The sequence below is a fragment of the Janthinobacterium sp. P210006 genome, from assembly GCF_036231885.1.
GTDB classification, from domain to species: Bacteria; Pseudomonadota; Gammaproteobacteria; order Burkholderiales; family Burkholderiaceae_D; genus Janthinobacterium; species Janthinobacterium violaceinigrum.
Genome location: NZ_JAZARD010000003.1, coordinates 259,854 through 286,582 on the forward strand (window position 1 = coordinate 259,854; position 26,729 = coordinate 286,582).

Annotated in this window: 25 protein-coding genes; 18 read left to right on the forward strand and 7 right to left on the reverse strand. The window is 63.5% G+C overall.

The window, feature by feature from the left end; translation table 11 throughout:
* The first annotated feature begins 136 nt into the window (after positions 1-136).
* The 13 genes from VPH41_RS15150 to VPH41_RS15210 all read left to right on the forward strand — a co-directional run bounded on the left by VPH41_RS15150 (position 137) and on the right by VPH41_RS15210 (position 14,497).
* Positions 137-3,346, forward strand: a complete 3,210-nt coding sequence (locus VPH41_RS15150; RefSeq protein WP_328570652.1) for a tetratricopeptide repeat protein — start codon at positions 137-139, stop codon at positions 3,344-3,346.
* Positions 3,346-4,497, forward strand: a complete 1,152-nt coding sequence (locus VPH41_RS15155) for a DegT/DnrJ/EryC1/StrS family aminotransferase (protein WP_442906272.1) — start codon at positions 3,346-3,348, stop codon at positions 4,495-4,497. The genes VPH41_RS15150 and VPH41_RS15155 overlap by 1 nt, the downstream gene beginning before the upstream one ends.
* Entirely contained in the window at positions 4,497-5,225 is a 729-nt protein-coding gene (locus tag VPH41_RS15160) for an acetyltransferase (protein WP_328570654.1), read from the forward strand. Before VPH41_RS15155 ends, VPH41_RS15160 begins: the two co-directional genes overlap by 1 nt.
* 59 nt (positions 5,226-5,284) lie before the next feature.
* On the forward strand, positions 5,285-6,301 hold the full coding sequence (locus VPH41_RS15165; protein ID WP_328570655.1) for a 3-oxoacyl-ACP synthase III family protein: 1,017 nt from the start codon (positions 5,285-5,287) through the stop codon (positions 6,299-6,301).
* A gap of 92 nt (positions 6,302-6,393) precedes the next feature.
* Positions 6,394-6,612, forward strand: a complete 219-nt coding sequence (locus VPH41_RS15170) for an acyl carrier protein (RefSeq protein ID WP_215409569.1) — start codon at positions 6,394-6,396, stop codon at positions 6,610-6,612.
* Positions 6,613-6,614: 2 nt separating this feature from the next.
* Positions 6,615-7,670, forward strand: coding sequence for a ketoacyl-ACP synthase III (locus VPH41_RS15175; protein WP_328570656.1), 1,056 nt, complete (start codon positions 6,615-6,617; stop codon positions 7,668-7,670).
* A 7-nt stretch (positions 7,671-7,677) separates the two neighbouring features.
* The gene (locus VPH41_RS15180) at positions 7,678-8,433 is read left to right on the forward strand and encodes an SDR family NAD(P)-dependent oxidoreductase (RefSeq protein WP_328571227.1); all 756 of its coding nucleotides are present in this window, start codon (positions 7,678-7,680) and stop codon (positions 8,431-8,433) included.
* A gap of 40 nt (positions 8,434-8,473) precedes the next feature.
* Positions 8,474-9,106, forward strand: coding sequence for an acetyltransferase (locus VPH41_RS15185; RefSeq protein WP_328570657.1), 633 nt, complete (start codon positions 8,474-8,476; stop codon positions 9,104-9,106).
* Positions 9,107-9,111: 5 nt separating this feature from the next.
* A complete protein-coding gene (locus tag VPH41_RS15190) occupies positions 9,112-10,122 on the forward strand; it encodes a Rieske 2Fe-2S domain-containing protein (protein WP_328570658.1) in 1,011 nt (336 codons plus the stop codon).
* A 163-nt stretch (positions 10,123-10,285) separates the two neighbouring features.
* On the forward strand, positions 10,286-11,158 hold the full coding sequence (locus tag VPH41_RS15195) for a flagellin N-terminal helical domain-containing protein (RefSeq protein WP_328570659.1): 873 nt from the start codon (positions 10,286-10,288) through the stop codon (positions 11,156-11,158).
* Between the two features lie 251 nt (positions 11,159-11,409).
* Positions 11,410-12,285 (forward strand): flagellin N-terminal helical domain-containing protein, encoded by an 876-nt coding sequence (locus VPH41_RS15200; RefSeq protein ID WP_328570660.1) that lies wholly within the window; start codon positions 11,410-11,412, stop codon positions 12,283-12,285.
* A gap of 181 nt (positions 12,286-12,466) precedes the next feature.
* Positions 12,467-13,342, forward strand: coding sequence for a flagellin N-terminal helical domain-containing protein (locus VPH41_RS15205; protein ID WP_328570661.1), 876 nt, complete (start codon positions 12,467-12,469; stop codon positions 13,340-13,342).
* 57 nt (positions 13,343-13,399) lie between these two features.
* On the forward strand, positions 13,400-14,497 hold the full coding sequence (locus VPH41_RS15210; protein WP_328570662.1) for a hypothetical protein: 1,098 nt from the start codon (positions 13,400-13,402) through the stop codon (positions 14,495-14,497).
* Positions 14,498-14,580: 83 nt separating this feature from the next.
* On the opposite strand, the gene VPH41_RS15215 is transcribed toward VPH41_RS15210, so the two are convergent.
* From VPH41_RS15215 to VPH41_RS15245, 7 genes are all read right to left on the reverse strand, one after another.
* Positions 14,581-16,668, reverse strand: coding sequence for a flagellar biosynthesis protein FlhA (locus VPH41_RS15215; protein ID WP_152283214.1), 2,088 nt, complete (start codon positions 16,666-16,668; stop codon positions 14,581-14,583).
* On the reverse strand, positions 16,665-17,804 hold the full coding sequence (locus VPH41_RS15220; RefSeq protein WP_328570663.1) for an EscU/YscU/HrcU family type III secretion system export apparatus switch protein: 1,140 nt from the start codon (positions 17,802-17,804) through the stop codon (positions 16,665-16,667). The genes VPH41_RS15215 and VPH41_RS15220 overlap by 4 nt, the downstream gene beginning before the upstream one ends.
* Positions 17,805-17,941: 137 nt before the next feature.
* Positions 17,942-18,739: a flagellar biosynthetic protein FliR gene (locus tag VPH41_RS15225; RefSeq protein ID WP_328570664.1), complete on the reverse strand. Its 798-nt coding sequence runs from the start codon at positions 18,737-18,739 to the stop codon at positions 17,942-17,944.
* Positions 18,740-18,750: 11 nt separating this feature from the next.
* Positions 18,751-19,023, reverse strand: coding sequence for a flagellar biosynthetic protein FliQ (locus VPH41_RS15230; RefSeq protein WP_034757874.1), 273 nt, complete (start codon positions 19,021-19,023; stop codon positions 18,751-18,753).
* Between the two features lie 3 nt (positions 19,024-19,026).
* A complete protein-coding gene (gene fliP, locus VPH41_RS15235; RefSeq protein WP_092715676.1) occupies positions 19,027-19,797 on the reverse strand; it encodes a flagellar type III secretion system pore protein FliP in 771 nt (256 codons plus the stop codon).
* The gene (locus VPH41_RS15240) at positions 19,794-20,159 is read right to left on the reverse strand and encodes a FliM/FliN family flagellar motor switch protein (protein ID WP_046684914.1); all 366 of its coding nucleotides are present in this window, start codon (positions 20,157-20,159) and stop codon (positions 19,794-19,796) included. The genes fliP and VPH41_RS15240 overlap by 4 nt, the downstream gene beginning before the upstream one ends.
* A gap of 1 nt (position 20,160) precedes the next feature.
* On the reverse strand, positions 20,161-20,958 hold the full coding sequence (locus VPH41_RS15245) for a FliM/FliN family flagellar motor switch protein (protein WP_328570665.1): 798 nt from the start codon (positions 20,956-20,958) through the stop codon (positions 20,161-20,163).
* A gap of 620 nt (positions 20,959-21,578) precedes the next feature.
* Between VPH41_RS15245 and VPH41_RS15250 the strand changes: the two genes are divergently transcribed.
* Genes VPH41_RS15250 through fliI form a run of 5 tightly spaced genes read left to right on the forward strand, consistent with a single transcriptional unit; the run spans position 21,579 to position 26,725 of the window.
* Positions 21,579-21,917 (forward strand): flagellar hook-basal body complex protein FliE, encoded by a 339-nt coding sequence (locus VPH41_RS15250; protein WP_099380180.1) that lies wholly within the window; start codon positions 21,579-21,581, stop codon positions 21,915-21,917.
* Between the two features lie 60 nt (positions 21,918-21,977).
* Positions 21,978-23,714, forward strand: coding sequence for a flagellar basal-body MS-ring/collar protein FliF (fliF, locus tag VPH41_RS15255; RefSeq protein ID WP_328570666.1), 1,737 nt, complete (start codon positions 21,978-21,980; stop codon positions 23,712-23,714).
* A complete protein-coding gene (locus tag VPH41_RS15260) occupies positions 23,692-24,732 on the forward strand; it encodes a flagellar motor switch protein FliG (RefSeq protein ID WP_077403172.1) in 1,041 nt (346 codons plus the stop codon). Before fliF ends, VPH41_RS15260 begins: the two co-directional genes overlap by 23 nt.
* A complete protein-coding gene (gene fliH / locus VPH41_RS15265) occupies positions 24,729-25,418 on the forward strand; it encodes a flagellar assembly protein FliH (RefSeq protein WP_152283210.1) in 690 nt (229 codons plus the stop codon). The genes VPH41_RS15260 and fliH overlap by 4 nt, the downstream gene beginning before the upstream one ends.
* Positions 25,415-26,725, forward strand: a complete 1,311-nt coding sequence (gene fliI / locus VPH41_RS15270) for a flagellar protein export ATPase FliI (RefSeq protein ID WP_152283209.1) — start codon at positions 25,415-25,417, stop codon at positions 26,723-26,725. Before fliH ends, fliI begins: the two co-directional genes overlap by 4 nt.
* Positions 26,726-26,729: the final 4 nt, after the last annotated feature.

Genomic DNA, 26,729 nt, shown 5'->3' on the forward strand with positions numbered 1-26,729 from the left:
CTACGCTTTGACCGGCCAGCAACACCTTGTTTGCCTTGCGATGGCATTCCTGGACAAATTCCACCCGGAAAGTTTCTCAGAAGCACTTCCAGCAGTTACAATTCTCTCTGCTAAATATTTCACCTCCCGTCCGCCCATGAACGCAAACGCCCTTCCAGCAGTGCCCTTCGACGCCGAATTGCAGCAGGCAATCACCGAACACCAGGCGGGCCGTTATGCGGAGGCGGAAGAGCTTTACCTGGCGATTTTGCAGGCGCAGCCGTATCACGCCATTGCCAACCACAATATGGGTTTGCTGGCGGGACAAGTCGGGCAATACCAGGCGGGTTTGCCGTATCTGCACAAGGCCCTGTCCGTCAACCCCGACGAAGGCCAGTTCTGGCTGTCGTACGCGGATGGCTTGCTGAAGGCAGGCGAACGCGAACAGGCGCTGGAGATCGTCACGGCGGCCATCGCCCGCGGGCTCGATAACGAACAGTCGCAAAGCTTGCGCAACCGCATCGAATTGGCGATCGCCGCCACGCCGACAGCGCAGGAAACGCAGCACGTCATCGCGCTGTATCAAGCGGGCCAGCATGCCGAACTGGAAGCGGCCAGCCGCGACCTCACGCAGCGCTATCCCGAATCGGACTTTGCCTGGAGCGTGCTGGGCACCGCCTTGCAATTACAGGGCAAGGATGCCTTCGATGCACTGCAAAAAACCGTGCAGCTGGCGCCCAACGATGCCGAAGCGCATGGCAACCTGGGCACCGCCTGGCAGGAACGGGGCATGTACGCGCAAGCCATCGACAGCTACGCGCGCGCGCTGGAATTGAATCCGGACTTTGTCGAAGCCTACGGCAACCTGGCGGCAGCGCTGCAGGCGCAAGGCGAGCTGGAGCAAGCCGAGCAGGCATACCGGCAGGCGCTGGCGCTGCGCCCCGACTACGCGAAGGGCCATTTTAATTTAGGCAACACGCTGAAGGCCATGCAGCGCAGCGCCGAAGCCGTCAGCTGCTATCAGCGGGCGCTGGCCCTGCTGCCCGGCGACGCAGAAATCTACCTGAATCTGGGCAACGCCCAGCAAGACTTGAAACAATGGCAAGCTGCCATCGTCAGCTATCGGGCCGTGCTGCAACTGGCGCCGCACACCAGGGACGCCCATGCCAATCTTGCTGCGGCACAACACGAAGCGGCAGAATATGATAACGCCGTGGCCAGCTACCGGCGCGCCATCGCGGCGCAGCCGGACGAAGCCACGCTGCACAACAACCTGGGGCGCGCGCTCCAGTCGCTGAACAAGGCGGACGAGGCCATTGCAGCCTATGAACAGGCGATCTCGCTCGACGGCGGCTTCACCCAGGCGCTGAGCAATCTCGGATTGCTTCAATGCAAACAAAAAAACTATGCGGCGGCAATCGGCTACTGCGAACGCGTGCTGCAGCTGCAGGCCGGCGATGCGCAAGCCTGCATCCAGCTCGCCATCGTCCATGGCGCGGCCGAGAACCGGGACCATGCGCTGAAGTATTTCCAGCAAGCTATCGAGCTGGCGCCCGACAGCGCCGTGGCGCACAACCATCTGGCGGACTACTACAGCACCATCAAGCGCTTTGAACCGGCGATTGCCGCCTACCGCCGTACGCTGGAACTGGACCCCGACAATAGCGAGGTGCATAACCATGCCGGCGTCGCATTGCAGGAGCTGGGCCGCTACGAGGAAGCCGGCGCGGCCTACGCGCGCGCGCTGGAGCTGGAACCGAGAAATACGTCGGCGCTGTGCAACCGGGGAGCGGCGCACCAGGCCCAGCAGCAACTCGACCAGGCCAAACAGTCCTACCTGGAAGCCCTCGCCATCGACCCGCAATTCGCCCGCGCGCACTTTGCATTGGGCAATTGCCATGTGCTCATGAACGACAGGCTGAAAGCGCTGGAATGCTATGAGCGGGTGCTGGAGATCCAGCCCGACTATCGCGACGCCTACGTCAATATCAGTGCCACCTTGAGCAATATCGGCCGCATAGATGAAGCCATTGCAGCCTGCCGCAAGGGCCTGGCCCTGTGCCCGCTGTGGGAAACCCTGTTCAGCAATTACCTGTTCCTGCTGTCGCACAGCGCCGACATCGACGCCGAAACGCTGTTTGCGGAACACCGGCGCTTCAGCGACACCTTCGAAAAACACATTGCCGAAACGCACAGCGGACACGGGAATTCCCGCGATCCCCTGCGCACCCTGAAAGTCGGCTTCGTCTCGGGCGACCTGCATAACCATCCGATACCGCATTTCCTCATTCCCGTGCTGGAAAACCTCGTCGATGGCGTCAAGCTGTCGCTGCATGCCTACCATAACAATCCGCAAAACGACGAGGTCACGCAACGCCTGCGCGAACTCATTCCCCACTGGCGCCAGGTGGAGCACCTGTCCGACCCGGAGCTGGCGCAGCTGATCCGCGACGATGGCATCGACATCCTGATCGACCTGTCCGGCCACACGGGCAAGAACCGCCTGCTGATGTTTGCCGCCAAGCCGGCGCCGCTCCAGGCGAGCTGGATCGGCTATCCGCTCACCACGGGCCTGGAAGCGATGGATTACTACCTGAGCGATCCATTCTTTTCGCCGCCCGGCAGATTCGACGACCAGTTCACGGAAAAACTGCTGCTGCTGCCTGCCTGCGCACCGTTCCTGCCATCGGAATATGCGCCCGGCATCGAGCCTGCGCCCGCGCTGAGCAATGGCTACCTCACCTTCGGCAGCTTCAACCGCCTGAGCAAGATCAATCGCCAGGTGGTCGCGCGCTGGTCCAGGCTGCTGCGCGCCCTGCCCGATTCCCGCATGCTGCTGGCCGCCATGCCCACGTCGGCAGCGCCCGAGCAATTGCGGGACTGGTTCGACGCAGAAGGCATTGCGCCGGAACGCCTCACGTTTGAAGGACGCACGGGCATGAGCCAATTCATGGCCATGCACCACCGCGTCGACCTGTGCCTCGACACCTTCCCGTATGGCGGCGGCACGACGACCTTCCACGCGCTGTGGATGGGCGTGCCGACCCTGACCACGGCCGGACCGACCTTGCCCAGCTGTGCCGGCACCTCCATCCTGCGCCAGGTCGAGCTGGAAGAGTTCATCGCCACCGACGACGACGATTTCGTGCGCAAGGGCGTGGCCATCGCGGCCAACCCCATGCTGCTGGGCGCGTACCGCCTCAGCGTGCGCCACCGGCTGGAACGCTCGACCATGGGCAAGCCGCAACTGATCGCGGAAGGATTCGAGAACGCCTTGCGCATCGCCTGGCAGCGCTGGTGCGAAGGCTTGCCGCCCGTTTCGTTCGAAGCCCCCGTGGCCGTGCCCAACCCGCCGATCGGATTATGATGAGCGCTCAAAAAAACAAACCCGTCTATGTGACCCAGCCCCTGCTGCCGCCGCTGGAGGACTTCCTGCCGTACCTGGAGACGATCTGGGACAACAAGATCCTGACCAACGGCGGCCCCTTCCACCAGCAGCTCGAGCAGGCGCTGTGCGACTACCTGGGCGTCAAGCACATCTGCCTGTTCGCCAACGGCACGCTGGCCCTGATGACGGCCCTGCAGGCACTGCGCATCAATGGCGAAGTGATCACGACGCCGTACTCGTTCGTCGCCACCGCTCATTCTTTGCTGTGGAATAACATCAAGCCCGTGTTTGCCGACATCGAGCCGCACAGCCTGAACCTCGATCCTGGCAAGATAGAAGCGGCCATCACGCCGCAGACGACGGCCATCATGCCCGTGCACTGCTACGGCCGGCCATGCGATATCGAAGCGATCGAGAAAATCGCCGACAACTACAACCTGAAGGTGATCTACGACGCGGCACACGCGTTCGGCGTGCGCCACCAGGGGGGCAGTGTGCTCAATCACGGCGACCTGTCCGTGATCAGCTTTCACGCCACCAAGATCTTCAACACCTTCGAAGGCGGCGCCATCGTCTGTCCCGACGCCAAGACCAAGCAGCGCATCGACCACCTGAAAAACTTCGGCTTCGTCGATGAAGTGACCGTCGTGGCCGCCGGCATCAATGGCAAGATGAGCGAGATCAACGCCGCCTTCGGCTTGCTGCAGCTCAAGGGCATCGACGGCGCGCGCCAGAAGCGCAAGGCGATCGACGCGCATTATCGCCAGCACCTGGCCGGCATCGACGGCATCACTTGCCTGCAGCAGGGCGATGGCGACGCGGCCAACCATGCGTATTTCCCGATACTGGTGGGTCCCGGCTACCCGCTGGCCCGCGACGCCCTGTTCCAGCTGCTGCGCGACCAGGAAATCTATGCGCGCCGCTATTTTTATCCGCTGATCAGCGACTTCCCCATGTACCGCGGCATGCCGTCCGCCGCGCATGCGAACCTGCCTGTGGCGCGCCTGGCGGCGTCGCAGGTGATCTGCCTGCCCATCTATCCGGACCTGGAGATGCACACGGTCGACGCCATCGTCGCCATGATCGCCGCCCCCGTACTGGCGCAGGAGCAGGCAAGGAGCATCGCCTGATGCATATTTCCACCGAAACCAATTTCACGGGCGTGGCCGAAGACCATCGCTGGTCGCCGGAATTCACGGTGCTGGGCTACGAGGATGGCGCCATCAGCACCCTTCCCCACCAATTTTTCCGCGACTGGCTGGACCGGGAACCGGAAGGCTGCCACTTCTATATCGGGCGCTGCTCCGGTTTCGGCGTGGGTTCGCTGGTGAAATACGACAGCGCGCAGCAAAGCCTGTGCGTGGGCCGCTACGTGGCCGGCGGTTCGCGCCTGCGCTTCCTGCTCAATGGCCAGCACGAGATGCGCACCATCTCCACCTACATGCTGTCGCTTGCCGGCGGCGGATTGAAGAACGTCGTGGCGCCAGAGTACGGCGACACCGTGATCCGGAACGACGTCTGGATCGGCGACGAAGTGATGGTCCTGGGCGGCAGCATCATCGACAACGGCTGCGTGATCGGCGCCCGCTCGCTGCTGCCGCCGAATTTCCGCAGCGAACCGTATGGCGTGTATGCGGGCTCGCCCGCGCGCCTGATCCGCTACCGCTTCCCGGAGAAAGTACGGGCCGCGCTGGTCGAACTGGCCTGGTGGGAAATGCCGCTGGCCTGGGTACGCGAAAACAATGCCATGTTCCTGGAAGACATGTGCACGGACGAGGCAAAGGCCCTGCTGATCATCGACATCCTCAAAAACAGCCGCCAGGAATGGGAACGCGAGCACGGCAAGATATCCGCCTGAGGATAGCATGCTGCCCCCATTCCCCCTGACGCCACCGACACCTGACCCAACGGCCCCGCATGCAGAACCACGCCCAACTTACCGCCATCGCCTATCACCTGCCGCAGGCCACGCTGACCAACGACGCCCTGGCGCAGGAACTGGGCGACTGGTCGGCGCAAAAGATCTTCGACAAGACGGGCATCGCCGAACGGCATATCGCCGGCCCCGATGAAACGGCCAGCGACCTGGCCTACCATGCGGCGGAAAAGCTGTTCGCCGAGCACGCCATCGGGCGCGACGGCATCGACTTCCTGATCCTGTGCACGCAGGCGCCCGACCATTTGCTGCCCAGCAGCGCCTGCATCCTGCAGCAGCGCCTGGGCTTGCCTACCTCGTGCGGCGCGCTGGACATCAACCTCGGCTGTTCCGGCTATGTGTATGCGCTGGCGATGGCCAAGGGCCTGATCGAGGCCGGCATCCGCAAGCAGGTGCTGATCCTGACGGCCGACACGTATTCCAAGTTCATCAATCCGCGCGACCGCAGCGTGCGCACCCTGTTTGGCGACGCAGCGGCGGCCAGCGTGGTGAGCGGCGGCGCTGCGCAGCAGGCCCTGGGGCCTTTCGTGCTGGGCACGGACGGCAGCGGCGCGCAGAACCTGATCGTCCCGGCCGGCGCCATGCGCCTGCCCCGCAGCGCGGCCACGGCAGTGGCAAGCGAAGATGCCTCGGGAAACTGGCGCAGCCAGGACGACCTGTTCATGGACGGCGCCGAGATCGTCCAGTTCACACTGGGCGCGGTGCCGCGTACAATGCAGGAATTGCTGGCAGCCGCAGGCAAGACGCTCGACGATATCGACCACGTGATCTTCCATCAGGCAAATAAATTCATGCTCGACGCCTTGCGCCGCAAGATCCGCATCCCGGAAGACAAATTCGTGATTGAAATCGATACCGTGGGCAATACCGTCTCGTCGACCATACCGATCGCCATCGCGCGCGCGCGCCAGTCGGGCCGCATCCAGCCCGGCGACAGCGCCCTGCTGCTGGGCTTTGGCGTCGGCTATTCGTGGGCCGGCACCCTGGCGCGCCTGTAGGGCTGCGCACCGATCCACGGACGGCACGGCGCCAGGACCACCCCGCTCACTGACATCTCATAGACCTGTTACTTATTCCGAAAGAAATGATTATGCAAGAATTCTTCAACGGCATGGCCGACATCCTGGAAATCGACGCCGACAAGATCGGCCCGCAGCTGAACCTGGGCGACTACGCCTGGGATTCGCTGGCCATCATCTCCACCATCGCGCTGGTCGACGACCTGTTCGACCAGATGCTCGATGGCCAGGCCCTGGCGCAATGCGTGACCCTGGCCGACGTACTGGCATTGATCACCGTCAAGGCCTGAACATGTCCCGCCTGCGTCTCGCCTCGGGCTTGCCGTTTACCGCCGCGCACCTGGCCCTGCGCGGCGTCGTCTGCGCCCTGCCGCGCACGGAAATCCACAATGCCGCGTTCGAGGAGCGCTTTGGCGCCGCCGGCGTGGCCGACGTGAGCAAGATGATCGGCGTGCAGTCGCGCCGCCGCGCGCCGGAAGGCCAGACCACGGCCGACCTGTGCCAGGCGGCGGCGGAAGCCCTGCTGGCAGACCTGGGCTGGGAACGCGACAGCGTCGATGCGCTGATTTTCATCTCGCAAACGCCCGACTATGTGCTGCCGGCAACCGCCTGCGCGCTGCATGGCCGCCTGGGCCTGCACAAGGCCTGCGTGGCATTCGACGTCAACCTGGGCTGCTCGGCCTACGCCTACGGCCTGTGGCTGGCATCGAAAATGCTCGACGGCCAGGCCATCGGGCGCGTGCTGCTGCTGGTGGGCGACACCATCAGCAAGACGGTCGACGACAGCGACCGCGCCACGGCGCTGCTGTTTGGCGACGCGGGCACGGCCAGCGCGCTGGAATTCGACCCCGCGGCAGCGGCCAGCCACTTCATCCTGGGCAGCGACGGCAGCGGCGAGCGCCACCTGATGATGGCCGCCAGCGCCTGCCGCCCCTACCTGGGCGACGATGCGCGCCTGGCGCAGCGCGATGCGGCCAAGCTGTACATGGATGGCGGCGAAATCTTCAATTTCACGCTGAAGAACATCCCGCCGCTGGTGGCCGACCTGCTGCATTTTTCCGGCCGCCAGGCGGAACAGATCGATGCGTTCCTGTTCCACCAGGCCAATACCTTCATGCTCAAGCACATCATCAAGAAGACCAAGCTGCCGCCCGAGCGCGCGCCCATCAATATGGACCGCTACGGCAATACCTCGAGCGCCTCGATCCCGCTGCTGATCTGCACCAGCCTGGGGGAGCAGGCGCAAGGCAAGACCGTGGCCATGTTCGGCTTCGGCGTCGGCTATTCCTGGTCGGCCGCCCTGCTCGATCTGGGGTCGCTGAGCGTCAACCGCCTGATAGAGATCTGATCCCATGATATTTACTTCCGACATGCTCGCCGGCCAGCGCATCCTCGTCACCGGCGCGTCGTCCGGCATCGGCCGCGATACGGCGCTGCTGCTGGCGCGCTGCGGCGCCCAGCTGCTGATCACGGGCCGCGACGCGACGCGCCTGGAGCAGACCTTGCAGGCGCTGCCCGGCGACGGCCACGTGGCTGAAACGCTGGTGCTCGATGGCGGCGACCACATCGTCGACTTCATGAAGCGGGCCAGCGACGAGCGGCCTTTTTCCGGCCTCTTCCACGCCGCGGGCGTGGAATTGCTGCGCCCCGTCAAGCTGTCGAAGGCGCAGCAGTTTGACGACGTCTTCGACTCCAGCGTGAAGACGGCGCTGGCGCTGGGGCGCGCGGCCGCCCTGCGCGGCGTGATGCGCGATGGCGCGGCGCTGCTGTTCATGTCCTCGGTGGCGGGCCAGAGCGGCCAGTCCGGCATGAGCGTCTATTCGGCGGCCAAGGCCGCCATCGACGGCCTGGTGCGGGCCCTGGCCGTGGAACTGGCGCCGCGCGCGATGCGCGTCAACAGCATTGCCGCCGGCGCCGTCGCCACTGAAATGCATGCGCGCCTGACGCGCGGCCTGCCCGACGAAGCGATGCAAGCCTACCAGCAGCGCCATCCCCTGGGCTTCGGCTGCAGCGACGATATCGCGCAGACGGCGGCCTTCCTGCTGTCGCCGGCGGGACGCTGGGTCAGCGGCGCCACCTGGGCCGTCGACGGCGGCTACCTGGCACGCTGAAGCGGCACGCCCATCCGCCTGATCACCTACTGGAAACCGCATGAAAAACATCATCGTCGTCGGCGCCGGCCGCTTTGCCCGTGAACTGCTGTGCTGGCTGGAAGACAGTCTCGATCCCGCCAGCGAGCGCATCGCCGGCTTGCTGGACGACACCCTGCCAGCCATGCCCGCGCTGGACGCCGACTATGCCTACCCCGTGCTCGGCAGCATCAGCGCCTATCAGCCGGCCCCCGGCGACGCGCTGCTGCTGGCGATCGGCGCGCCGCAAGACAAGCTGCGCATCGCCGAGGAACTGGCGGCGCGCGGCGCGCGTTTCCACACGCTGATCCACCCGAGCGCCATCGTGGCGCGCACGGCCCGCCTGGGCCAGGGCGCCGTCGTCTGTCCATTTGCCCTCGTATCGGCCGGCAGCGACGTCGGCGACTTCGTCACCATCAACAGCTATTCCAGCATCGGCCATGACGCCGTGCTCGGCAAAGGCTGCACGCTCAGCTCGCACGTCGACATCACAGGCGCCGTGCGCCTGGGCGCGGCCGTGATGGTGGGCTCGGGCGCTTCCGTCCTGCCCCGTGTCGCCGTCGGCGAGCGCGCCACCGTCGGCGCGGGCGCCGTGGTGATGCGCCGCGTCGCCGATGGCGCCACCGTATATGCCCAACCGGCCAAGACCTTATGACTGCCATGCAACAAGCACAACAACTGCGCGACGGCTTCTGGCACCTGCTGTGCCATCGCAGCGAACTGCCGTCCAGCGGCGACTATCTGAAGATGGAATGGCTGGGAGAAGAAGTGGTCGTATATAACGACCAGGGCAATCTGCTCGCCTTCGACAATCTGTGCCCGCACCGCGGCACGCGCTTTTTCACGGAAACGCACGGCAACGCGCCGCTGGCCTGCCCCTACCACGGCTGGTCGTACCGGGCCGGCACCATGCATATCCCGTGCCGCGAACGCTATGCGCAAGCCGACCTGGACAACGCAAAGCTGCACACGCTGCAACTGGACTGGTGCGCCGACTTCCTGTTCGCCGCGCCCGCGCCACGCATGACGCTGGAGGAGCAGCTGGGCGACACCTACGCGCTGCTGGCCGATATTTCCTTCAATATCGCGGGCCGCAGCGACGTGAACGCCTATGCCTACGAGTGCGACTGGCGCATCGCGCTGGAAAATGCGCTGGAACCGCTGCACGTGCCTTTCGTTCACCCGGAATCATTAGCTGAATTACAACTCGGTGACGGCAGCAACCAGTTTACGCCGTGGACTTCCGTGTGGCAGGCGGAACTGGGCAACGCATCCATGGCAAAAAAATTGCGCTCCATCAAGCGCCTGTTCCAGCTGGACCAGCAATACGAAGGTTATCAGAGCCTGTACCTGTTTCCATTTACCATGCTCTCGTCGACTTACTCGTATTCCTACTCGCTGCAGCATTTCTTCCCGTCCGCGCAGCCGTGGCGCACGCACTTTTCCAGCCGCCTGCTCAATGGGGCCGCCAGTCCGTCCAGTGCGGCCGCCCTGCAAGGCTTTTTCGATTCCAGCGCGCGCATGAACCGGCAGGTATTTGACGAGGATCATGCCATCTGCAAGCGCATCGCCAAGGATGCGGCCGACAATCCCCGCTTTGGCATCCTGTCGAGCGACGAAGAGAAAATCGCGCATTTCCGTGCCTGCCTGCAGGCCGCCACCGCCGACTAAGCCCCCGTACGGGAGCAAGCTCCCGGGCCCCGGCAAGGCTGGCAAAATAATTTAAAAGTTTTTCCTCAAAGCATTTAATTAAACGGCGGGACCTGTCGCCTTGTGAAGTTGGGAGCAGCTAAAAGTCGCTCCTAACCGCAACCACCCAATTAGGAATGACACCATGCTGAGCCTTCACACCAACGCTGCCTCCCTGTCGGCACAAAATTCGATCTCGAACACCCAATCCAAACTGTCGACTTCGATGACGCGCCTGAGCACCGGCTTCCGCATCAATTCGGCCATGGACGATGCTGCCGGCCTGCAAATCGCAACGCGCCTGAAAGCACAAACCAGCGGCATGACCGTTGCCATGAACAACACGCAAAACAGCACCTCGCTGCTGCAAACGGCTGAAGGCGCGTTCGCCGAAGTCACCAACATGCTGGTGCGCATGAAGGATCTGGCCACCCAGGCAGCCGATGCTTCGTCGACCGCCAACGACAAGACCGCAATGCAAGCTGAATACAATGCATTGGGCCAAGAGCTGTACAACGTCATGACCAACACCACGTTCGGCGGCACCAAGCTGCTGGGCGACGGCACCGCAGGCAAGGGCACGCTGTCCGCTTCGATGACGTTCCAGATCGGTGCAAGCTCGACGGAAAAAATGAGCTTCGACGTGTCGGGCAACCTGACCTCGCTGAACGCTGCCCTGACGGGCCTGAGCGCCAACTTCGCCGCCACCGCATCGACGGGCGCGACGGAACTGACCACGTCCGCCAACAACACCATCGGCCTGCTGGCTTCCGCCATCGACAGCGTCAGCACCGTGCGTTCGGCACTGGGCGCGACGGCTAACCGTCTGGACCACGTCAACACCAACTTGTCGAACATCGCCACCAACACCAAAGCTGCTACCGGCCGCATCATGGACACCGACTTCGCTACCGAAAGCTCGAACATGACGTCGTCGCAAATGCTGCTGCAAGCTGGCACCGCGATGCTGAAACAAAGCAACAGCATGTCCTCGATGGTCATGTCCCTGCTGCAATAATATCGGCCTGGCCGCTTGCGGCCCGTTCATTGAAGCCAGACTGCGGTCTGGCTTTTTTCATATCTGCAGCCCCGCCACGCAGTACGGCAGCGTCATTCGCCCCATCGAATGAGCTTGCCAGCAAAAAAATCATAGCATTCGAAGAAAATTTCCTTAAAGCATTTAATTAATGCCGCGGTACGGTCGTCTTGTACTGATGGGAGCAGGAAAAAGGCGCTCCTAACCGTAACCACCCAATTAGGAATGACACCATGCTGAGCCTTCACACCAACGCTGCCTCCCTGTCGGCACAAAATTCGATCTCGAACACCCAATCCAAACTGTCGACTTCGATGACGCGCCTGAGCACCGGCTTCCGCATCAATTCGGCCATGGACGACGCTGCCGGCCTGCAAATCGCAACCCGCCTGAAAGCACAGACCAGCGGCATGACCGTTGCCATGAACAACACGCAAAACAGCACCTCGCTGCTGCAAACGGCTGAAGGCGCGTTCGCCGAAGTCACCAACATGCTGGTGCGCATGAAGGATCTGGCCACCCAGGCAGCCGATGCTTCGTCGACCGCCAACGACAAGACCGCAATGCAAGCTGAATACAATGCATTGGGCCAAGAGCTGTACAACGTCATGACCAACACCACGTTCGGCGGCACCAAGCTGCTGGGCGACGGCACCACGGGTTCGGGCGCCACCCTGTCGACGTCGATGACGTTCCAGATCGGCGCAAGCTCGACGGAAAAAATGAGCTTCGACGTGTCGGGCAACCTGAGCTCGCTGAACGCTGCCCTGACGGGCCTGAGCGCCAACTTCTCGAGCGCTGCCTCGACGGGCGCAACCGAGCTGACCGGCACCGCCAACAACACCATCGGCCTGCTGGCTTCCGCCATCGACAGCGTCAGCACCGTGCGTTCGGCACTGGGCGCGACGGCTAACCGTCTGGACCACGTCAACACCAACTTGTCGAACATCGCCACCAACACCAAAGCCGCTACCGGCCGCATCATGGACACCGACTTCGCTACCGAAAGCTCGAACATGACGTCGTCGCAAATGCTGCTGCAAGCTGGCACCGCGATGCTGAAACAAAGCAACAGCATGTCCTCGATGGTCATGTCCCTGCTGCAATAATATCGCCCTGGCCGCTTGCGGCCCGTGCCTCGAAGCCAGACTCCGGTCTGGCTTTTTTTTCGCCCGCACAACCATGCATTCCCGGCATATTTAACTAAATTGCCATCACGTTTAACGATGTTGCCGGCATAGTCGCCTATACAAGGTAGAACACCGAACAATCGCCTACCGGAGCCGCCACGTGCTGAGCATTCATACCAATACTGCCGCACTGTCAGCCCAGCGGGCCATGGGCTGGGCCCAGCAAATGCTGTCGACGTCGATGACGCGCCTCTCCACGGGCTTTCGCATCAACTCGGCCATGGATGACGCGGCCGGCCTGCAGATCGCCACCAGGCTGAGCGCCCAGACCAGCGGCATGGCGGTGGCCATGCGCAACACGCAAAACAGCACCTCGCTGCTGCAGACGGCCGAAGGCGCGTTTGGCGAAGTCACCGCCATGCTCGTGCGCATGAAGGACCTGGCCACGCAGGCGGCGGACGCCTCGTCGAACCAGAAAGACCGCGACGCCATGCAGGGCGAATACGATGCGCTGGGCGCCGAACTGTACAACGTGATGACGAACACCCGCTATGGCGGCACTTTATTGCTGGGCAATGGCAGCGCCGGCAAGGGCACCCTGTCGCAAGCGATGACGTTCCAGATCGGCGCCAGCGGCAGCGAGACCATGCAATTTAACGTGTCCGGCGACATGGGCAGCCTGGATGCGGCGCTGCAGGCGATCTCGGTCAATTTCGCGCCAGGCGCCACGGCGGGCAGCGAATTTGCCAGCAACGGCAGCGCCAACGGCATGATCGACCAGCTGGCGGCAGCCATCGACAAGGTCGGCAGCGTGCGCTCGGCGCTGGGCGCCACGGCAAACCGTCTCGGACATGTCTACAATAACCTGTCCAACATGATTACCCATACCAAGACCGCCATCGGCCGCATCATGGATGTCGACTATGCGGCGGAAAGCGCCAACATGACCTCGGCCCAGATGCTGATGCAAGCCAGTACGGCCATGCTCAAGCAAAGCCAGAGCATGAGCAAGCTGATTCTTTCTTTACTGCAATAATTGCTGGCCGGGCGCGATGGCGGATCCTATTCATACTTACCACCTGGAAGCAATGGCATGGCGATAGACCGTATTTCATCGGGCAATCCGGCTCCCCTGATTACCCAGCGCCTCGACGTCAGCCCCGCCACGCCCATGGTGCCGGGCGTGGTGCAGCCGCTGGTGCCCATCGGCCCCTACATGGCGCCCGCGCCCGACGCCGGTACCCTGCCCGCGCAACTGCAGCAGGGCCAGGACGGCCTGGCGTCGCTCATCAAACCCAATGCCGATGGTGCGGGCGGCGCCATGCCGCGCGACAGCAGCGCCATGCAAGTCAACCAGCTGTTCTTCACGCGCCAGCTGATATGGCAGCCGCCCGACGCGGCGCAGCTGGCCGCCTCGTGGCGCGTGATGGTCAAGACCTATGGCGAGCAGTACGCCGCCCTGCAGGAACAGGCGCGCGGCCAGCATGTGCCTGGCAACCTGTTCATGGCGGAACAGCAGCCGGCCCTGCTGCGCGAAGGCCCCCGTCCGCCATTGACGGTGGACAGCGAAGCGTGGCGCTTTGCCGTGTATGGCTGGGCCGGCCAACGCCTGCTGCTGCGCGTGCTGGCCAGCGACGAAGATGAAGACGGCGCGCCACGGCGGCGCGGCAAGGTGGCGCTGCGCGTCGAAGTAATCATCCTCGGCATCGGCCGGGTGGTGATCCAGATGGAGCCGGCCGGCGATGGCGTGCTGCTGGAACTGGCCGCCGATGAAGACGGCGCCCTGCGCCACTTGCGCCTGGCCCTGCCCGAAATCGCCGACGCCGTGCGGCGTGCGGGCCTGCGCCTGGTGCGCTGCCGCCTGAACCGCCAGCTGCACGCGCAGCGCGTGCACGGCAACTATCCGATGCAGGCGGCGGCCGCGTCGCTGTCGCTGCCCCTGTTCCGCGCCATGGCCGAAGTGGCGCTGCTGCTGACGCAGCCGCCGGCGGAAGCGGCGGCCAATCCCGACGAGCCCGCGGCACCGCCGGCCGAGGCCGAAGAGGAACCCGTCATCGTCTCGAAGGAAGTGGCGGCGCCGTTCGGCTACGACTATGGCGACGAGGAAGACGCGGCGCAAGGCAGCACCGTGCTGCTGCTGGCCGACGGCCAGGAACACGATCTGCTGCCGCCCATCGACGAGCAGGATTGAGGCGGCGCAATTAGTGCAGCACGATGGATGCGGCACAATTGATGCAGCAAAAAAAACGGCGCCCTAAGCGCCGTTTTTTTTGTTTAGCCCACCGTGCCGATGATGCTCACTTCGCGGTTTTCCGGGATTTCGTTATACGACAGCACATGCAGGCCAGGCGCGAACAGGCGCGCGTAGCGGGCCAGCAGCGGGCGGATCTGCGGCAGCACCAGCAGCAGCGGCGGCGTGGCCTGCTGCTTCATCTGCTCGCGCGCCACCGGCATGTTCACTTGCAGCTGCGACAGCAGGTGCGGGTCGATCGGGTAGTTATCCAGGGTGATCTTGCCCGACTGGCGCGCCTGGTTCAGCGAACCGAGCAGCATGTTTTCCAGTTCCCCGCCCAAGTTAAATGCCTGCATTTCCATCTTCTGGCCGAACAGGCCGCTGACGATCTGGCGCCGCAGCGCGCAGCGCACTTCAGCCGCCAGCAGGATCGGGTCTTTGGTCGTTTCCGAACTGTCGAGCAAGGTGGTGGCGATCGGCACGATATCTTTCAGGGACACGTTTTCTGCCAGCAAGACGCGGAACACGCGCAGCAGCTGCGTGTGCGTGAGCGCCTTGTCCAGCGCGCCCGCCAGCTTTGGCGACATGGCCGTCAGGCGTTCCATCATGTTGGAAACGTCTTCGTGGCGGAACAGCTCCGGCAAATATTCGCGCACCATCTTCGACAAGTGCGTGGCGATCACGCTGGGCGCCTCGATGACCTGGTAGCCCAGGCCCAGCGCATGCGCCTTTTCGCCGGGCTCGATCCACGTGACGGGCATGCCGTAGGCGGGTTCGATGCCGGGGATGCCGTCGAGCTGGCCATACACGTTCGGCGACGGGATCGCCATCAGGCGGTCGGCCTGCACTTCCGCCTGCGCCACCACGGTGCCCGACAGCACGATCGCATACTGCGACGGTTTCAGGGCCAGATCATCGCGCACGCCGATGTTCGGCAACAGCAAGCCCATCGACTCGGACAGGCTCTGGCGCACGCCCTTGACGCGCTTGTTCAGCGGCTCGCCCTGCGTCTTGTCGACCATGCCCACCAGCTTGTAGCCTAGCATCACCATCAGCGGCTGCACGGCAGGCAGCTGCTGCCATTCCAGCTCGGCCGGGCGCTCGTCGCGCAAGGCTGCCTCGATGGCCGCCATGCCGGCCGCGTCGGGCCCCTTCACGCGCTTGGTCAGGCGCCAGGCCACGAACGCCAGCACGGCGGCGAAGGTCATGAACATGAACCACGGCATGCCCGGGATCAGGGCCAGCGCCACCATCATGCCGGCCGCGCTGAAGATCACCGTCGGCGAGGTCAGCACCTGGCCCGCCACTTGCTGTTCGAAATCGCCCGAATCGCTGATGCGGGTGACCAGGATGGCGGCGGCGGCCGACAGCAGCAGCGCCGGGATCTGCGCGACCAGGCCATCGCCGATGGTCAGCAGTGCGTACTGGCGGAAAGCGTCGCCGAACGACAGGTCGTGCATCAGCGAGCCGATGGCCACGCCGCCCACCATATTGATGATCAGGATCAGGATACTGGCGACGGCATCGCCGCGCACGAACTTCGACGCGCCGTCCATGGCGCCGTAGAAATCCGCTTCGGCAGCCACGTCCTTGCGGCGGATCTGGGCTTTTTCCTGGTTGATCAGGCCGGCGTTCAGGTCGGCATCGATGGCCATCTGCTTGCCCGGCAAGGCGTCCAGCGTAAAGCGCGCCGACACTTCCGAGATGCGCTCCGCACCCTTGGTCACGACGGCGAAGTTGATGATCATCAAGATCACGAAGACCACGATACCGACGACGAAGTTACCGCCGATCACCACGTTACCGAAGGCCTCGATCACCTTACCGGCCGCATCCGCACCCGTATGACCGTGCAGCAATACCACGCGCGTGGACGCCACGTTGAGGGTCAGCCTGAGCATGGTCGTGGCCAGGATCACCGTCGGGAAGACGGAGAAATCGAGCGGCCGCTTGGCCGAGACGCTGACCAGGATGACGATCAGTGCCAGCACGATATTGAATGTGAACAAGATATCGAGCAGCACGGGCGGCAGCGGCAGGATGATCATCGCCAGGATCACCAGCAGGAACAGCGGCGTGGCGAACTTGTGGCGGCGCATTTCGGCAACCAACCGGTTCAGGAAATTCATGAAGGTACTACCTCGCTCAAATAAGATGGCACGACCACCTCGGTGGGAAATGGGGGCTGGGCGGCACGCTGCCCAGTACGGAATGCTTTCAGCTGCAGGATGTAGTTGAGCACCTGCGACACGGCCTGGTACAGCTGCACGGGAATCTGCTGCTGCACCTGGCTGGTGTTGTAGATGGCGCGCGCCAGCGGCGGCAACTCCAGCGTCTCGATATTGTGTTCCTTCGCCACTTGCCGGATATACAGCGCCATCTCGTCGACGCCCTTGGCAACGACAAACGGCGCCTCGGCGCGGTCCTGGTCATACTTCAATGCAACGGCGTAATGCTCGGGGTTGACGATCACCACGTCGGCGTCGGGCACGGTCTTGCGCACGCTGCGCCGGCCGATCTGCTGCTGCAGCTGGCGGATGCGCTGGCGCACTTCGGGGCGGCCTTCGCTGCTCTTGTGCTCTTCCTTGACATCCTGCTTGCTCATGCGCTGATTGCGGGCAAAGAAAAACGCCTGCGCCGGCACGTCGATGATGGCAAACAGCACGAAGACGGAGATCAGCGCCATCAGGCCGTCGAGCATCAGCGCCGAACCGTCGAGCATGGCTTGCTGCAGGGGGCGGTGCTGCAGGTCCACGTACTGCGTCAGGCTGGAACGGCTCACATGCACGAGCACCATGCCCAGCACGACGGCCTTGGCAATCGACAGGCCGAATTCAAAAGCATGCTTGGGCGCAAACAAACGGCCCAGGTTCTTGGCCGGGCTCAGGCGCTCCATCTTCGGCATCCAGTTCTTCGTGCTGATGACCCAGCCACCGGGGATCAATGAGCCGAGCACCACGAACAGGGGCACGCAGAACAGGGGCACGATCATCTTGATCAGCAAGCCCACGGACGTGGTAAACGCCATCGACATGGCATTTTCCAGCGCGCCCGTGCTGTCGAGCGGCATGAAGGCCATGGCGAACAGCGCGCGGAAACTGTCCAGATAACCGGGCAGCAGGTAGATGAAGACCTTCATGCTGATCAGGATGCCCAGCGCCGTCGACAGGTCGCGCGAACGCACCACCTGCCCTTCCTGGCGCGACTTCTTCAGCTTCTGCGCTGAAGCCTTTTCGGTCTTGTCGCCCGTGCTGCTATCGGCCATGGGCCCCACCTTTCCGCACGTGCCCTATAAGCGTAGCGAGCAAGTTCAATGCCGGGTTGAGTAGCGCAGCTGTACGGAGGTACAGCGAGCAACGGATGCCCGGAAGTGGACTGCGCATTAGCTTGTTGGCACGTGCGCTATCCATGGGCCACCCGCATCTGTTCGGCGATCATGTCCAGCACGCGGTTCGTCATGGCGACATAGTGCTCGGGAATAAAGCGCACGATCTGCACCAGCATCAGCAGGCCGAACATGGTGATCATGGAAAAACCCAGCGAAAACAGGTTCAGCGACGGCGCCACGCGGTTCAGGAAGCCGAAGCCCAGCTGCACCACCATGGTGGAAAAGACGATGGGCAAGGCCAGCAGCATGGCGGCGGCGAAGATCCACGCCACGTTGTACGCCACCGTCTGCAGCAGCATCGGCCCGTAGCCCTGCCCCACGGGCCAGGCCGTGAAACTGGCGCCGATCACGCCCGTCAGCACGAGGTGGCCGTCGATGGCGAAAAACACGATCATGCACATGATGGTGAGCAAGCCCGTGATCACGTCCGACGAGGTGCCGTTGAGCGGATCGTTCATGACGGCCATGGAAAAGCCCACCTGGCTCGACACCAGGTAGCCGAGCACCGACATGACGGACATGGCGAAATGGAAGGCCAGGCCGAGGACGAAACCGATGATGGCCTGCTCCAGGGTGGCCACGAGGGCGTGCAGGGAAAACGGATCGATCTTCAGCAAGTCCTGCGAGATGCCCGACGCCTGCATCACGGGCAGCATCAGGATCGCCAGCACCAGCGACAGCAGCACCCGCACGGGGACGGGCACCATGGCGTCGCCGATCACGGGCGAGGCGCTGAGCATGGCCAGGATGCGGCAGAACGGCCACCACACGGCCAGCAGAAACGGCAGCACCTGATTGAAAATCTGATCCATGGCGCGCGGCGCTATCCGACCAGGGTGGCGGCGCGCTGAAAAATGGACACGCAATAATCCATCAGGTAACCGGCCATCCAGCGGCCGGCCAGGATCAGGGCCAGCAGGGTGACCAGCAGGCGCGGCAGGAAACTCATGGTCTGTTCATTGATCGAGGTGGCCGCCTGCACCAGCGCGACCAGCAGGCCCATGAGCAAACCCGGCACGACCAGGATCACCACCAGCAGCATGACGACATGCAGCGCTTCGATGATCAGGTCGACGGCGACTTCAGGGGTAAACATGGATCAGTAGCCCTGTATGCTGGTAACGAGGGTGTTGACGGTCAGGGTCCAGCCGTCGACGAGCACGAACAGCAGCAGCTTGAACGGCAGCGAGATCACCAGCGGCGACAGCATCATCATGCCCATAGCCATCAGCACGGACGCCACCACCAGATCGATGATGAGGAACGGGATGAACAGCATGCAACCGATCTGGAACGCCGTCTTGAGTTCGGACAGCACGAATGCGGCCAGCTTGACCGTGAAGCTGTGGTCTTGCGGGCGCATGGTGGACGGCTCGCCCGCCAGGTGCGCGATCTGCGCCAGCGCCGCCTTGCTCGTCTGCGCCAGCATGAAGCGCGAAATCGGCACTTCGGCAATCTTCAGCGCTTCCTGCATGCCGATCTGGTCGCGGTCGTAGGGCACGAATGCTTCCTTCCAGACCTGGTCGCCGATGGGACGCATGACCAGCAAGGTGAGGATCAGGGCGATACCCGTGACGATACGGTTGGGCAAGCCCTGCTGCAGGCCCAGGGCCTGGCGCAGCAGGGACAGCACGATGACGAAACGGGTAAAGCTGGTCATCATCATGACCATCACGGGCAGCAGCCCGAGCAGGGTCATGACGACGAGGATCTGCATCTTCACCGACAGGTCGGTCTTTGCGCCCGGCACCACGCCGGACAGCAAATCCTGCGCCCCGGCGGCGCTGCAGCACAGCATCAGAACGGGAACAGCCAGCGCGGCAGCCAGCGCGCCGCGGCGCCGGCTCAAACCGGGTACCGCCAACTTCATGCTGTCATCAGGTCGAGATTGAGGCCGTCGAGGTCGATGACTTTCAGGCCATAGTTCTCGCCGGCCACCACCACTTCGGCACGGCCGATCGGCGTGCCATTGACCTTGATCACCAGCGGTTCACCGGCCAGCATGTCCAGTTCGATCACGCTTTCCGGACCGATGGCCATCAGCTCTTCCAGCGAAATGCGGGCCGAGCCCACTTCCAGGGTCAGGGTGACGGGAATCTTGCGCATCATCTGGGGAATGTCGCGCCGCGCGCGGGTGCTGGCCACGTCGGACACGTCGCCCTGGTCGATGATCATGTCATCGCCCAAGTCTTCCAGCAGGGTTTCGCTCTGGTTGGTATCGGTCATATTCATATTATTCGACATCTTCAAATGAGGTTAAACAGAGCTTGCCCTTGTGTTCGGAAACAGCAGCTGTAAATAAACGGGAATCGTCGAGCATCACGTCGGTGCGGCTCAGGCTGACGGGAATCACGTCGCCCACGCGCAAGTCGAACAAGGCGCCCAGTTGCACCTGTTTGCTGACGAGACGGCCTTCCAGGGTCACTTGCAAGCGCGAAGCGAGCGGACGCACGCTGCGCAGCGCCTTCTTCGCCTGCGCGCGCTCGGGCAGCAAGCCGCGCAGCACGTCGGCCATCAGGCGCTTGTCGAGCGAGAACCAGAAGTGGCCACTCTGCCCCGCTTCCACGTCGCTGAGCGCCACGGTGACGATCCAGCTGCCGCGTGCCGGGTGCACGCCGGACTGCACGGCGACTTCGGCACTGGTGTCGATGTCGCTGCTCTTGCCCAGGGTTTGCAGGTTCTTGTGGACGCGGGCGAACAAACTGCTGACCAACTGTTGTCCCAGCACCACAGCGAGGCGCTCCTCCGTGGCCGTCACGCGGACCTGCGCGGGATCGGGCAGCGCGCCCTTGGCGCCGGCACTACCATAGCGATAGTTCAGCACGCTCAAGAGTATCTGGCGTTCGAGGGTAAAGCCCAGCTGGCTGGCCGGCGTGGAAAAACTCAGCCAGCGGTTCACGCTGTCCTCGTCTTCCACGCGCGACAAGTTCACGGCGTCGATCTGGAAATTGCCCCAGTAGCGACGGCTCATCGGCTGGCGCAGGGCCACGGCCAGGTCGTCGCGCAGCTGGGCGCCGAATACATGCAGCAAGTGGACAGGACGTCCAAGCAGACAGGAATCGAGGACTTGATGGCGCACAGTTTGATCTGTCTTAGTGGTTATCATGTGGGTCATGTCGTATTGCGGTGGCAGAACAAATTATACGGATCGCCCGAAATTAAATACAGCATCATCTTGACCTTGCCGACGGGTCCGCAAGCAAACGATTGCGCATCGTATCGCATGCTAGATGACTACGGTGCTGAACAATACATGAAAATGCTAAATATTGCCATGTATCAATATTCCTTGAGCCAATCCTCTCTTTACTTTATAGTTGCCCCGAGGTAAGCTTATAGCGAGAAAATAGTGATTTGCAGTGCGCCATTCCGCTTACCTGATTCCGGTTTTTATGGCAGTTTCCAGTCCTCTTATTGCCACCAGCAGAAACTCTTATCAGTTAAATATTAGTTATCATGGCCATGTAAATCATGTCGGCGTGGGTTTGCTGGGTTTGTTTGAGTCTGCTTGAGCGGATGGTGTGGCAACTGATAAAACTGATGGGTCTGCAGGTCGGGCCGGGCAGGATGGCATTCCATGCACGACTGCCGGAATGGCAACACCAGTATTTCTGATTGATACGTCACCGCATATTGAAAGTAGAGGGCAAGATGAGCAACGAACTCGCAGGTCTGATCAAGGCCGATCTGGCAGCACTGAGCAATGACGCGCGCGCCCTGGGCGCCAGCATCGCGCCCGCCGCCCAGTTCGGCGCGCCGGAACAAGCCGGCTTCTCCTTTGCGCAAAGCATGAAAGACGCCATCGGCAAGGTCAACGGCGATGACCGCATGGCCGCACAGAAAATGAGCGACGTCGACAGCGGCAAGAGCGACGACATGGTCGGCGCCATGCTGGCCAGCCAGGAAGCAAGCCTGTCCTTCTCCATGTTGATGCAAGTGCGCAACAAGGTCATGGGCGCCGTCGACGAACTCATCAAACTGCCTCTGTAATCTTCACGTCCTGATCCCCGCCCAGCCTCCCAGCGAAAGTTACCCCAAGTGATTACCACCATGAAGTCCGCATTTGCGCGCTGGCGCCCTGGCGCCCAGCCCGCCATCCCGCCCGCCCTGCTGAAAAACCTGGTTCCCATCGTCGTGCTGGCCATCGGCATCACCGCCATGGTGACCATGTATGCCTGGCGCGACCAGGCCAACTACAAGCCGGTGTTTGGCGCGCGCGAAAAAGTGGCCGTGACGGACATGATGGCCACCCTGGACGCCGAGCACATCCCCTATCGCCTGCATCCGGACAGCGGCCAGGTGCTGGTGCCCGACGCCATGCTGGGCAAGGTGCGCATGCTGCTCGCCTCGAAGGGTGTGACGGCGCAGCTGCCGGCAGGCCTGGAACTGATGGACAAGAATGACCCGCTGGGCGTATCCCAGTTCGTGCAGGACGTGCGCTTCCGCCGCGGCCTGGAAGGCGAACTGGCGCAAAGCATCATGACGATGGACGCGATCGCTTCGGCGCGCGTCCATCTGTCGATTGCCAAGTCGACGTCGTTCGTCGCCAGCGACGGCGACAAATCGTCCGCTTCCGTGGTCGTGGCGCTGAAACCGGGCCGCACCCTGGCGCCGGAACAGATCGCCGCCGTCATCAATATGGTGGCCGGCAGCGTCGCCAGCCTGGCGCCCACGCGCGTGAGCCTGGTCGACCAGGGCGGCAACCTGCTGTCCTCGCACGTCGACCTGACGGACGGCTTCGATGCCTCGGCCGCCGGCAATGAAGGCGCGAAGCGCTTCCAGGATGAGATCCGCCGCAACGTCACGGGCCTTTTGGGTCCCGTCATCGGCGAAGACAACTTCAAGCTCAGCGTGACGGCCGCCGTGAACAACGACCGCGTGGACGAAACGCTGGAAAAATACGGTGAAGCCCCGAAAGTGACGAGCGAAGCGATGCGCGAAGAGCAGGAACGCAACCGCACCGTGGCCGGCATTCCCGGCAGCCTGTCGAACCGTCCGCCAGCAGCGGCCGTGCCGGCCCCGGCCGACGCCACGGGCGCCGCGCCCGCCGATGGCGCGCCGAAACCGTCCGACGACGGCACGGCCCGCAAGAACGCCACCACGCGCCAGTACGCGTATGACCGCAGCATCACGCAGATCAAGCGCAGCCGTGGCCGCCTGGAAAAACTCAGCGTCGCCGTCGTCCTCAACAGCGCCGCCGCACCGAATCCGAAGACGGGCTGGACTCCTGCCGAACTGGGCAATATTGAAAAAATGCTCAACAGCGGCCTGGGCATCAACGCCCAGCGCGGCGACAGCCTGAGCCTGACGGCGCTGCCCTTCCCGGCCAAGCCGCCCGTGGCGCAGTGGTGGGAAGAGCGCGACACCGTCGTCGATTTCAGCAGCTGGCTGCTGTACGCGCTGGGCGCCGTCCTCGGCTACTTCCTGATCCTGCGTCCGCTGATGCGTCTGCTGACCTCGCGCCTGGCGCCGCCGGCACTGAAACAGATCGATCCCGCCCTGGCACTGGCCGGCAGCACTGCCGCAGGCGCCAATGGCGTAGCCGCCGCCGGCGCGCCGGCGCTGGGCCTGAACGGCTTGCCTGCCCTGGAAGGCCAGGCGGCAGCCGCCACTGGCGGCAGCATGCCGGTCGTGCCTTTGCTGGAAAACTATGACTTGCCGCCACCAGGCTCGGCGGTCGACGTGATGGTCGACCACCTGAAAGTGCTGGCTGAAAAAGAACCCGAGCGTGTCGCCGAAGTCGTCAAACAATGGATGCAGAAAAATGGCCGAACTCAACAACAATAATCCCTCCGACGGCGCCGAATACGAAAGCGCCAGCCTGAACCCCGTGGAACAGGCTGCCATCGTGCTGCTGAGCATAGGCGAAGAACAGGCGGCCAATGTACTGCGCTGCCTGTCGCGTGAAGAATTGCTGGAAGTCACGCAAGTGATGTCGCGCATGAGCGGCATCAAGGTCGAGTCCGTGAAAACGGCCATGCAGACCTTCTTCGACGATTACCGCCAGCAAAGCGGCGTGCACGGCGCCTCGCGCAGCTACCTGAAGCGCTCGCTGGACATGGCGCTGGGCAGCGATATCGCAAATAGCGTGCTGAACAATATTTACGGCGACGCCATCCGCCCCAAAATGGCGCGCCTGCAATGGGCTTCGCCAAAATGGCTGGCCGAATACATCGTCAACGAGCACGTGCAGATGCAAGCCGTGTTCCTGGCCTTCCTGCCACCCGCGCTGGCGGGCCAGATCCTCGACGCCCTGCCCGTCGAAGGCCGCGACCTGGTGCTGCTGAACCTGGCACGCCTGGACGAGATCGACCGCGACCTGCTGGTCGAGCTCGACGAACTGGTGGGCCGCTGCCTGGGCACGCTCGACACGCAAAGCACCAGCGTGGAAGGCATCCGCCAGGCGGCCGAGATTCTCAACCGCATGCCGGGCAACCGCGCCGCGCTGGTCGAACTGCTGCGCGCGCACGACCCGGAAGTGGTGTCGGAAATCGAACTGAGCATGTACGACTTCCTGATCCTGGCCACGCAGAGCGATGTCACGCTCACGCGCATCCTGGAAGACGTGCCGATGGAACAGTGGGCCATCGCGCTCAAGGGTGCGGAACCGTCGATCCGCGACGCCGTGCTGAAAACCATGCCGCGCCGCCAGGCACAAAGCTTCGAAGACATGATGCGCCGTTCCGGCCCCGTGCCTTTGAGCCGCATCGAACAGACGCGCCAGGAAATCATGGCCACCGTCAAGGGCCTCGCCGATGCGGGCGAGATCGAAGTGCAACTGTTTGCTGAAGCGGTGATCGAATGAAACACTTCCGCTCGTATCGTTTCCCGCCCCTGTCGCAATTCATCGCCGCCGGCCAGCGCGCCTCCAACGAGGATACGGATGGCCAGTGGCAGGCGTCCGTCTCGGAAGGTTTCGAGCAGGGCCAGCGCGACGGCTACGAAGTGGGCCTGGTGCAAGGCCAGCAGGATGGCTACGACACCGGACGCAGCGATGGCATGGCGCAGGGCCGCGAAGAAGGCCGCAATGAAACCCTGGTGGCGCTGGACCGCCTGGCGCGCCCCGTCGACGCCATCCTGCGCGACCTGAAAAAAGTACGCGCCGATTACCGCGAAGCGCAGCGCAAGGAAGTGGTCGACCTGGTGGCCAAGGTGGCGCGCCAGGTGATCCGCGCGGAACTGGCGCTGCAGCCCGTGCAGTTGCTGGCCCTGGTCGACGAAACCCTGGCCTCCATGCCGCCCACGCGCGAAGAAATCGACGTTTTCCTCAATCCGGAAGAATTGAAACGCATCAGCGAACTCGATCCGAAGCGCGCCAAGCGCTGGAACCTGATCGCCGATGCGCGCCTCGACGCGGGCGAATGCCGCATCAAGGCGGGCGACAATGAAGTCGACGCGGGCTGCCATCAGCGCCTGTCCGCCTGCATGGAACAGGTCAGCAGCCACCTGGCGCTGGCCGCCGAACACGCAGACCAGGGCGCGCCTGCATGATCGCCGACACGCTGCGCAGTTTCGAGATCGGCGATATTCCGGTCGCGACGCCGACGGGCCGCCTGGTCGGCGCTTCCGGCCTGCTGCTGGAAAGCGCCGGCTGCCGGCTGCACACGGGCCAGCGTTGTCAAATTGAAACTGTGAACGGCGAGTGGCTCGATGCGCAGGTCGTGGGCTTCCGCGAAAAACTGTCCTATCTGATGCCGTTCAAGAAGGCCACGGGCCTGACCACGGGCGCGCGCGTGCTGCCCCTGCCCGACAAGGCCAGCCTGCAGATCGGCCCGTCGTGGCTGGGCCGCATGGTCAATGGCCTGGGCGAGCCGATCGACGACCTGGGCCGTCTCGGCGGCGAACACATCCTGGAAGTCACGCCGCCGAAGATCAATCCCCTGAAGAAACAACCGGTGGTCGAGCCGCTGGACGTGGGCGTGCGCGCCATCAACAGCATGCTGACCCTGGGCAAGGGCCAGCGCGTGGGCCTGATGGCCGGTTCCGGCGTGGGCAAGAGCGTGCTGCTGGGCCTGATCACGCGCCAGACGGTGGCCGACGTGGTCGTCGTCGGCCTGATCGGCGAACGGGGCCGCGAAGTGCGCGAATTCGTGGAAAAATCGCTGGGCGCCGACGGCTTGAAAAAGGCCGTGCTGGTGATCGCGCCGGCCGATGAATCGCCATTGATGCGCATCATGGCAACCGAACTGTGCCATTCGATCGCCGCCCACTACCGCGACCAGGGCAAGCACGTGCTGCTGCTGGTCGACTCGCTGACGCGCTATGCGATGGCCTTGCGCGAAGTGGCGCTGGCCCTGGGCGAGCCGCCGGCCACGCGCGGCTATCCGCCGTCCGTCTTTTCGAACTTGCCGCAACTGGTGGAAAGCGCCGGCAATGGCGCCCACCCGGAAGGCAGCATGAGCGCCATCTACACGGTGCTGGCCGAAGGCGACGACCAGCAGGACCCCGTGGTCGACACGGCGCGCGCGATTCTCGACGGCCACATCGTGCTCACGCGCGAACTGGCCGAGCGGGGCCACTACCCCGCCATCGACATCGCCGCCTCGATCAGCCGCTGCATGGCGCAGGTGATCACGCCCGACCACATGCAGGCGGCGCGCGCGCTGAAGGCATCGATGGCGCGCCATGCGCGCGTGCGCGACCTGATCCCGCTGGGCGCCTACGTGCCCGGCGCCGACCCGATCACCGACCGCGCCGTCCAGCTGCACGCGCCCATCGAAGCCTTCCTGTGCCAGGGCACCAAGGAAGAGGCGCCGATGGGACCGTGCATCGAACAACTTGAACAGATCATGGCCTAGGAGC

Excerpts from the sequence above, each read along its gene's own strand:
- VPH41_RS15150 (WP_328570652.1), top strand. The coding sequence starts at position 137 with ATGAACGCAAACGCCCTTCCAGCAGTGCCCTTCGACGCCGAATTGCAG.
- VPH41_RS15155 (WP_442906272.1), top strand. The coding sequence starts at position 3,346 with ATGAGCGCTCAAAAAAACAAACCCGTCTATGTGACCCAGCCCCTGCTG.
- VPH41_RS15160 (WP_328570654.1), top strand. The coding sequence starts at position 4,497 with ATGCATATTTCCACCGAAACCAATTTCACGGGCGTGGCCGAAGACCAT.
- VPH41_RS15165 (WP_328570655.1), top strand. The coding sequence starts at position 5,285 with ATGCAGAACCACGCCCAACTTACCGCCATCGCCTATCACCTGCCGCAG.
- VPH41_RS15170 (WP_215409569.1), top strand. The coding sequence starts at position 6,394 with ATGCAAGAATTCTTCAACGGCATGGCCGACATCCTGGAAATCGACGCC.
- VPH41_RS15175 (WP_328570656.1), top strand. The coding sequence starts at position 6,615 with ATGTCCCGCCTGCGTCTCGCCTCGGGCTTGCCGTTTACCGCCGCGCAC.
- VPH41_RS15185 (WP_328570657.1), top strand. The coding sequence starts at position 8,474 with ATGAAAAACATCATCGTCGTCGGCGCCGGCCGCTTTGCCCGTGAACTG.
- VPH41_RS15190 (WP_328570658.1), top strand. The coding sequence starts at position 9,112 with ATGCAACAAGCACAACAACTGCGCGACGGCTTCTGGCACCTGCTGTGC.
- VPH41_RS15195 (WP_328570659.1), top strand. The coding sequence starts at position 10,286 with ATGCTGAGCCTTCACACCAACGCTGCCTCCCTGTCGGCACAAAATTCG.
- VPH41_RS15200 (WP_328570660.1), top strand. The coding sequence starts at position 11,410 with ATGCTGAGCCTTCACACCAACGCTGCCTCCCTGTCGGCACAAAATTCG.
- VPH41_RS15210 (WP_328570662.1), top strand. The coding sequence starts at position 13,400 with ATGGCGATAGACCGTATTTCATCGGGCAATCCGGCTCCCCTGATTACC.
- VPH41_RS15215 (WP_152283214.1), bottom strand. The coding sequence starts at position 16,668 with ATGAATTTCCTGAACCGGTTGGTTGCCGAAATGCGCCGCCACAAGTTC.
- VPH41_RS15220 (WP_328570663.1), bottom strand. The coding sequence starts at position 17,804 with ATGGCCGATAGCAGCACGGGCGACAAGACCGAAAAGGCTTCAGCGCAG.
- VPH41_RS15225 (WP_328570664.1), bottom strand. The coding sequence starts at position 18,739 with ATGGATCAGATTTTCAATCAGGTGCTGCCGTTTCTGCTGGCCGTGTGG.
- VPH41_RS15230 (WP_034757874.1), bottom strand. The coding sequence starts at position 19,023 with ATGTTTACCCCTGAAGTCGCCGTCGACCTGATCATCGAAGCGCTGCAT.
- fliP (WP_092715676.1), bottom strand. The coding sequence starts at position 19,797 with ATGAAGTTGGCGGTACCCGGTTTGAGCCGGCGCCGCGGCGCGCTGGCT.
- VPH41_RS15240 (WP_046684914.1), bottom strand. The coding sequence starts at position 20,159 with ATGAATATGACCGATACCAACCAGAGCGAAACCCTGCTGGAAGACTTG.
- VPH41_RS15250 (WP_099380180.1), top strand. The coding sequence starts at position 21,579 with ATGAGCAACGAACTCGCAGGTCTGATCAAGGCCGATCTGGCAGCACTG.
- fliF (WP_328570666.1), top strand. The coding sequence starts at position 21,978 with ATGAAGTCCGCATTTGCGCGCTGGCGCCCTGGCGCCCAGCCCGCCATC.
- VPH41_RS15260 (WP_077403172.1), top strand. The coding sequence starts at position 23,692 with ATGGCCGAACTCAACAACAATAATCCCTCCGACGGCGCCGAATACGAA.
- fliH (WP_152283210.1), top strand. The coding sequence starts at position 24,729 with ATGAAACACTTCCGCTCGTATCGTTTCCCGCCCCTGTCGCAATTCATC.
- fliI (WP_152283209.1), top strand. The coding sequence starts at position 25,415 with ATGATCGCCGACACGCTGCGCAGTTTCGAGATCGGCGATATTCCGGTC.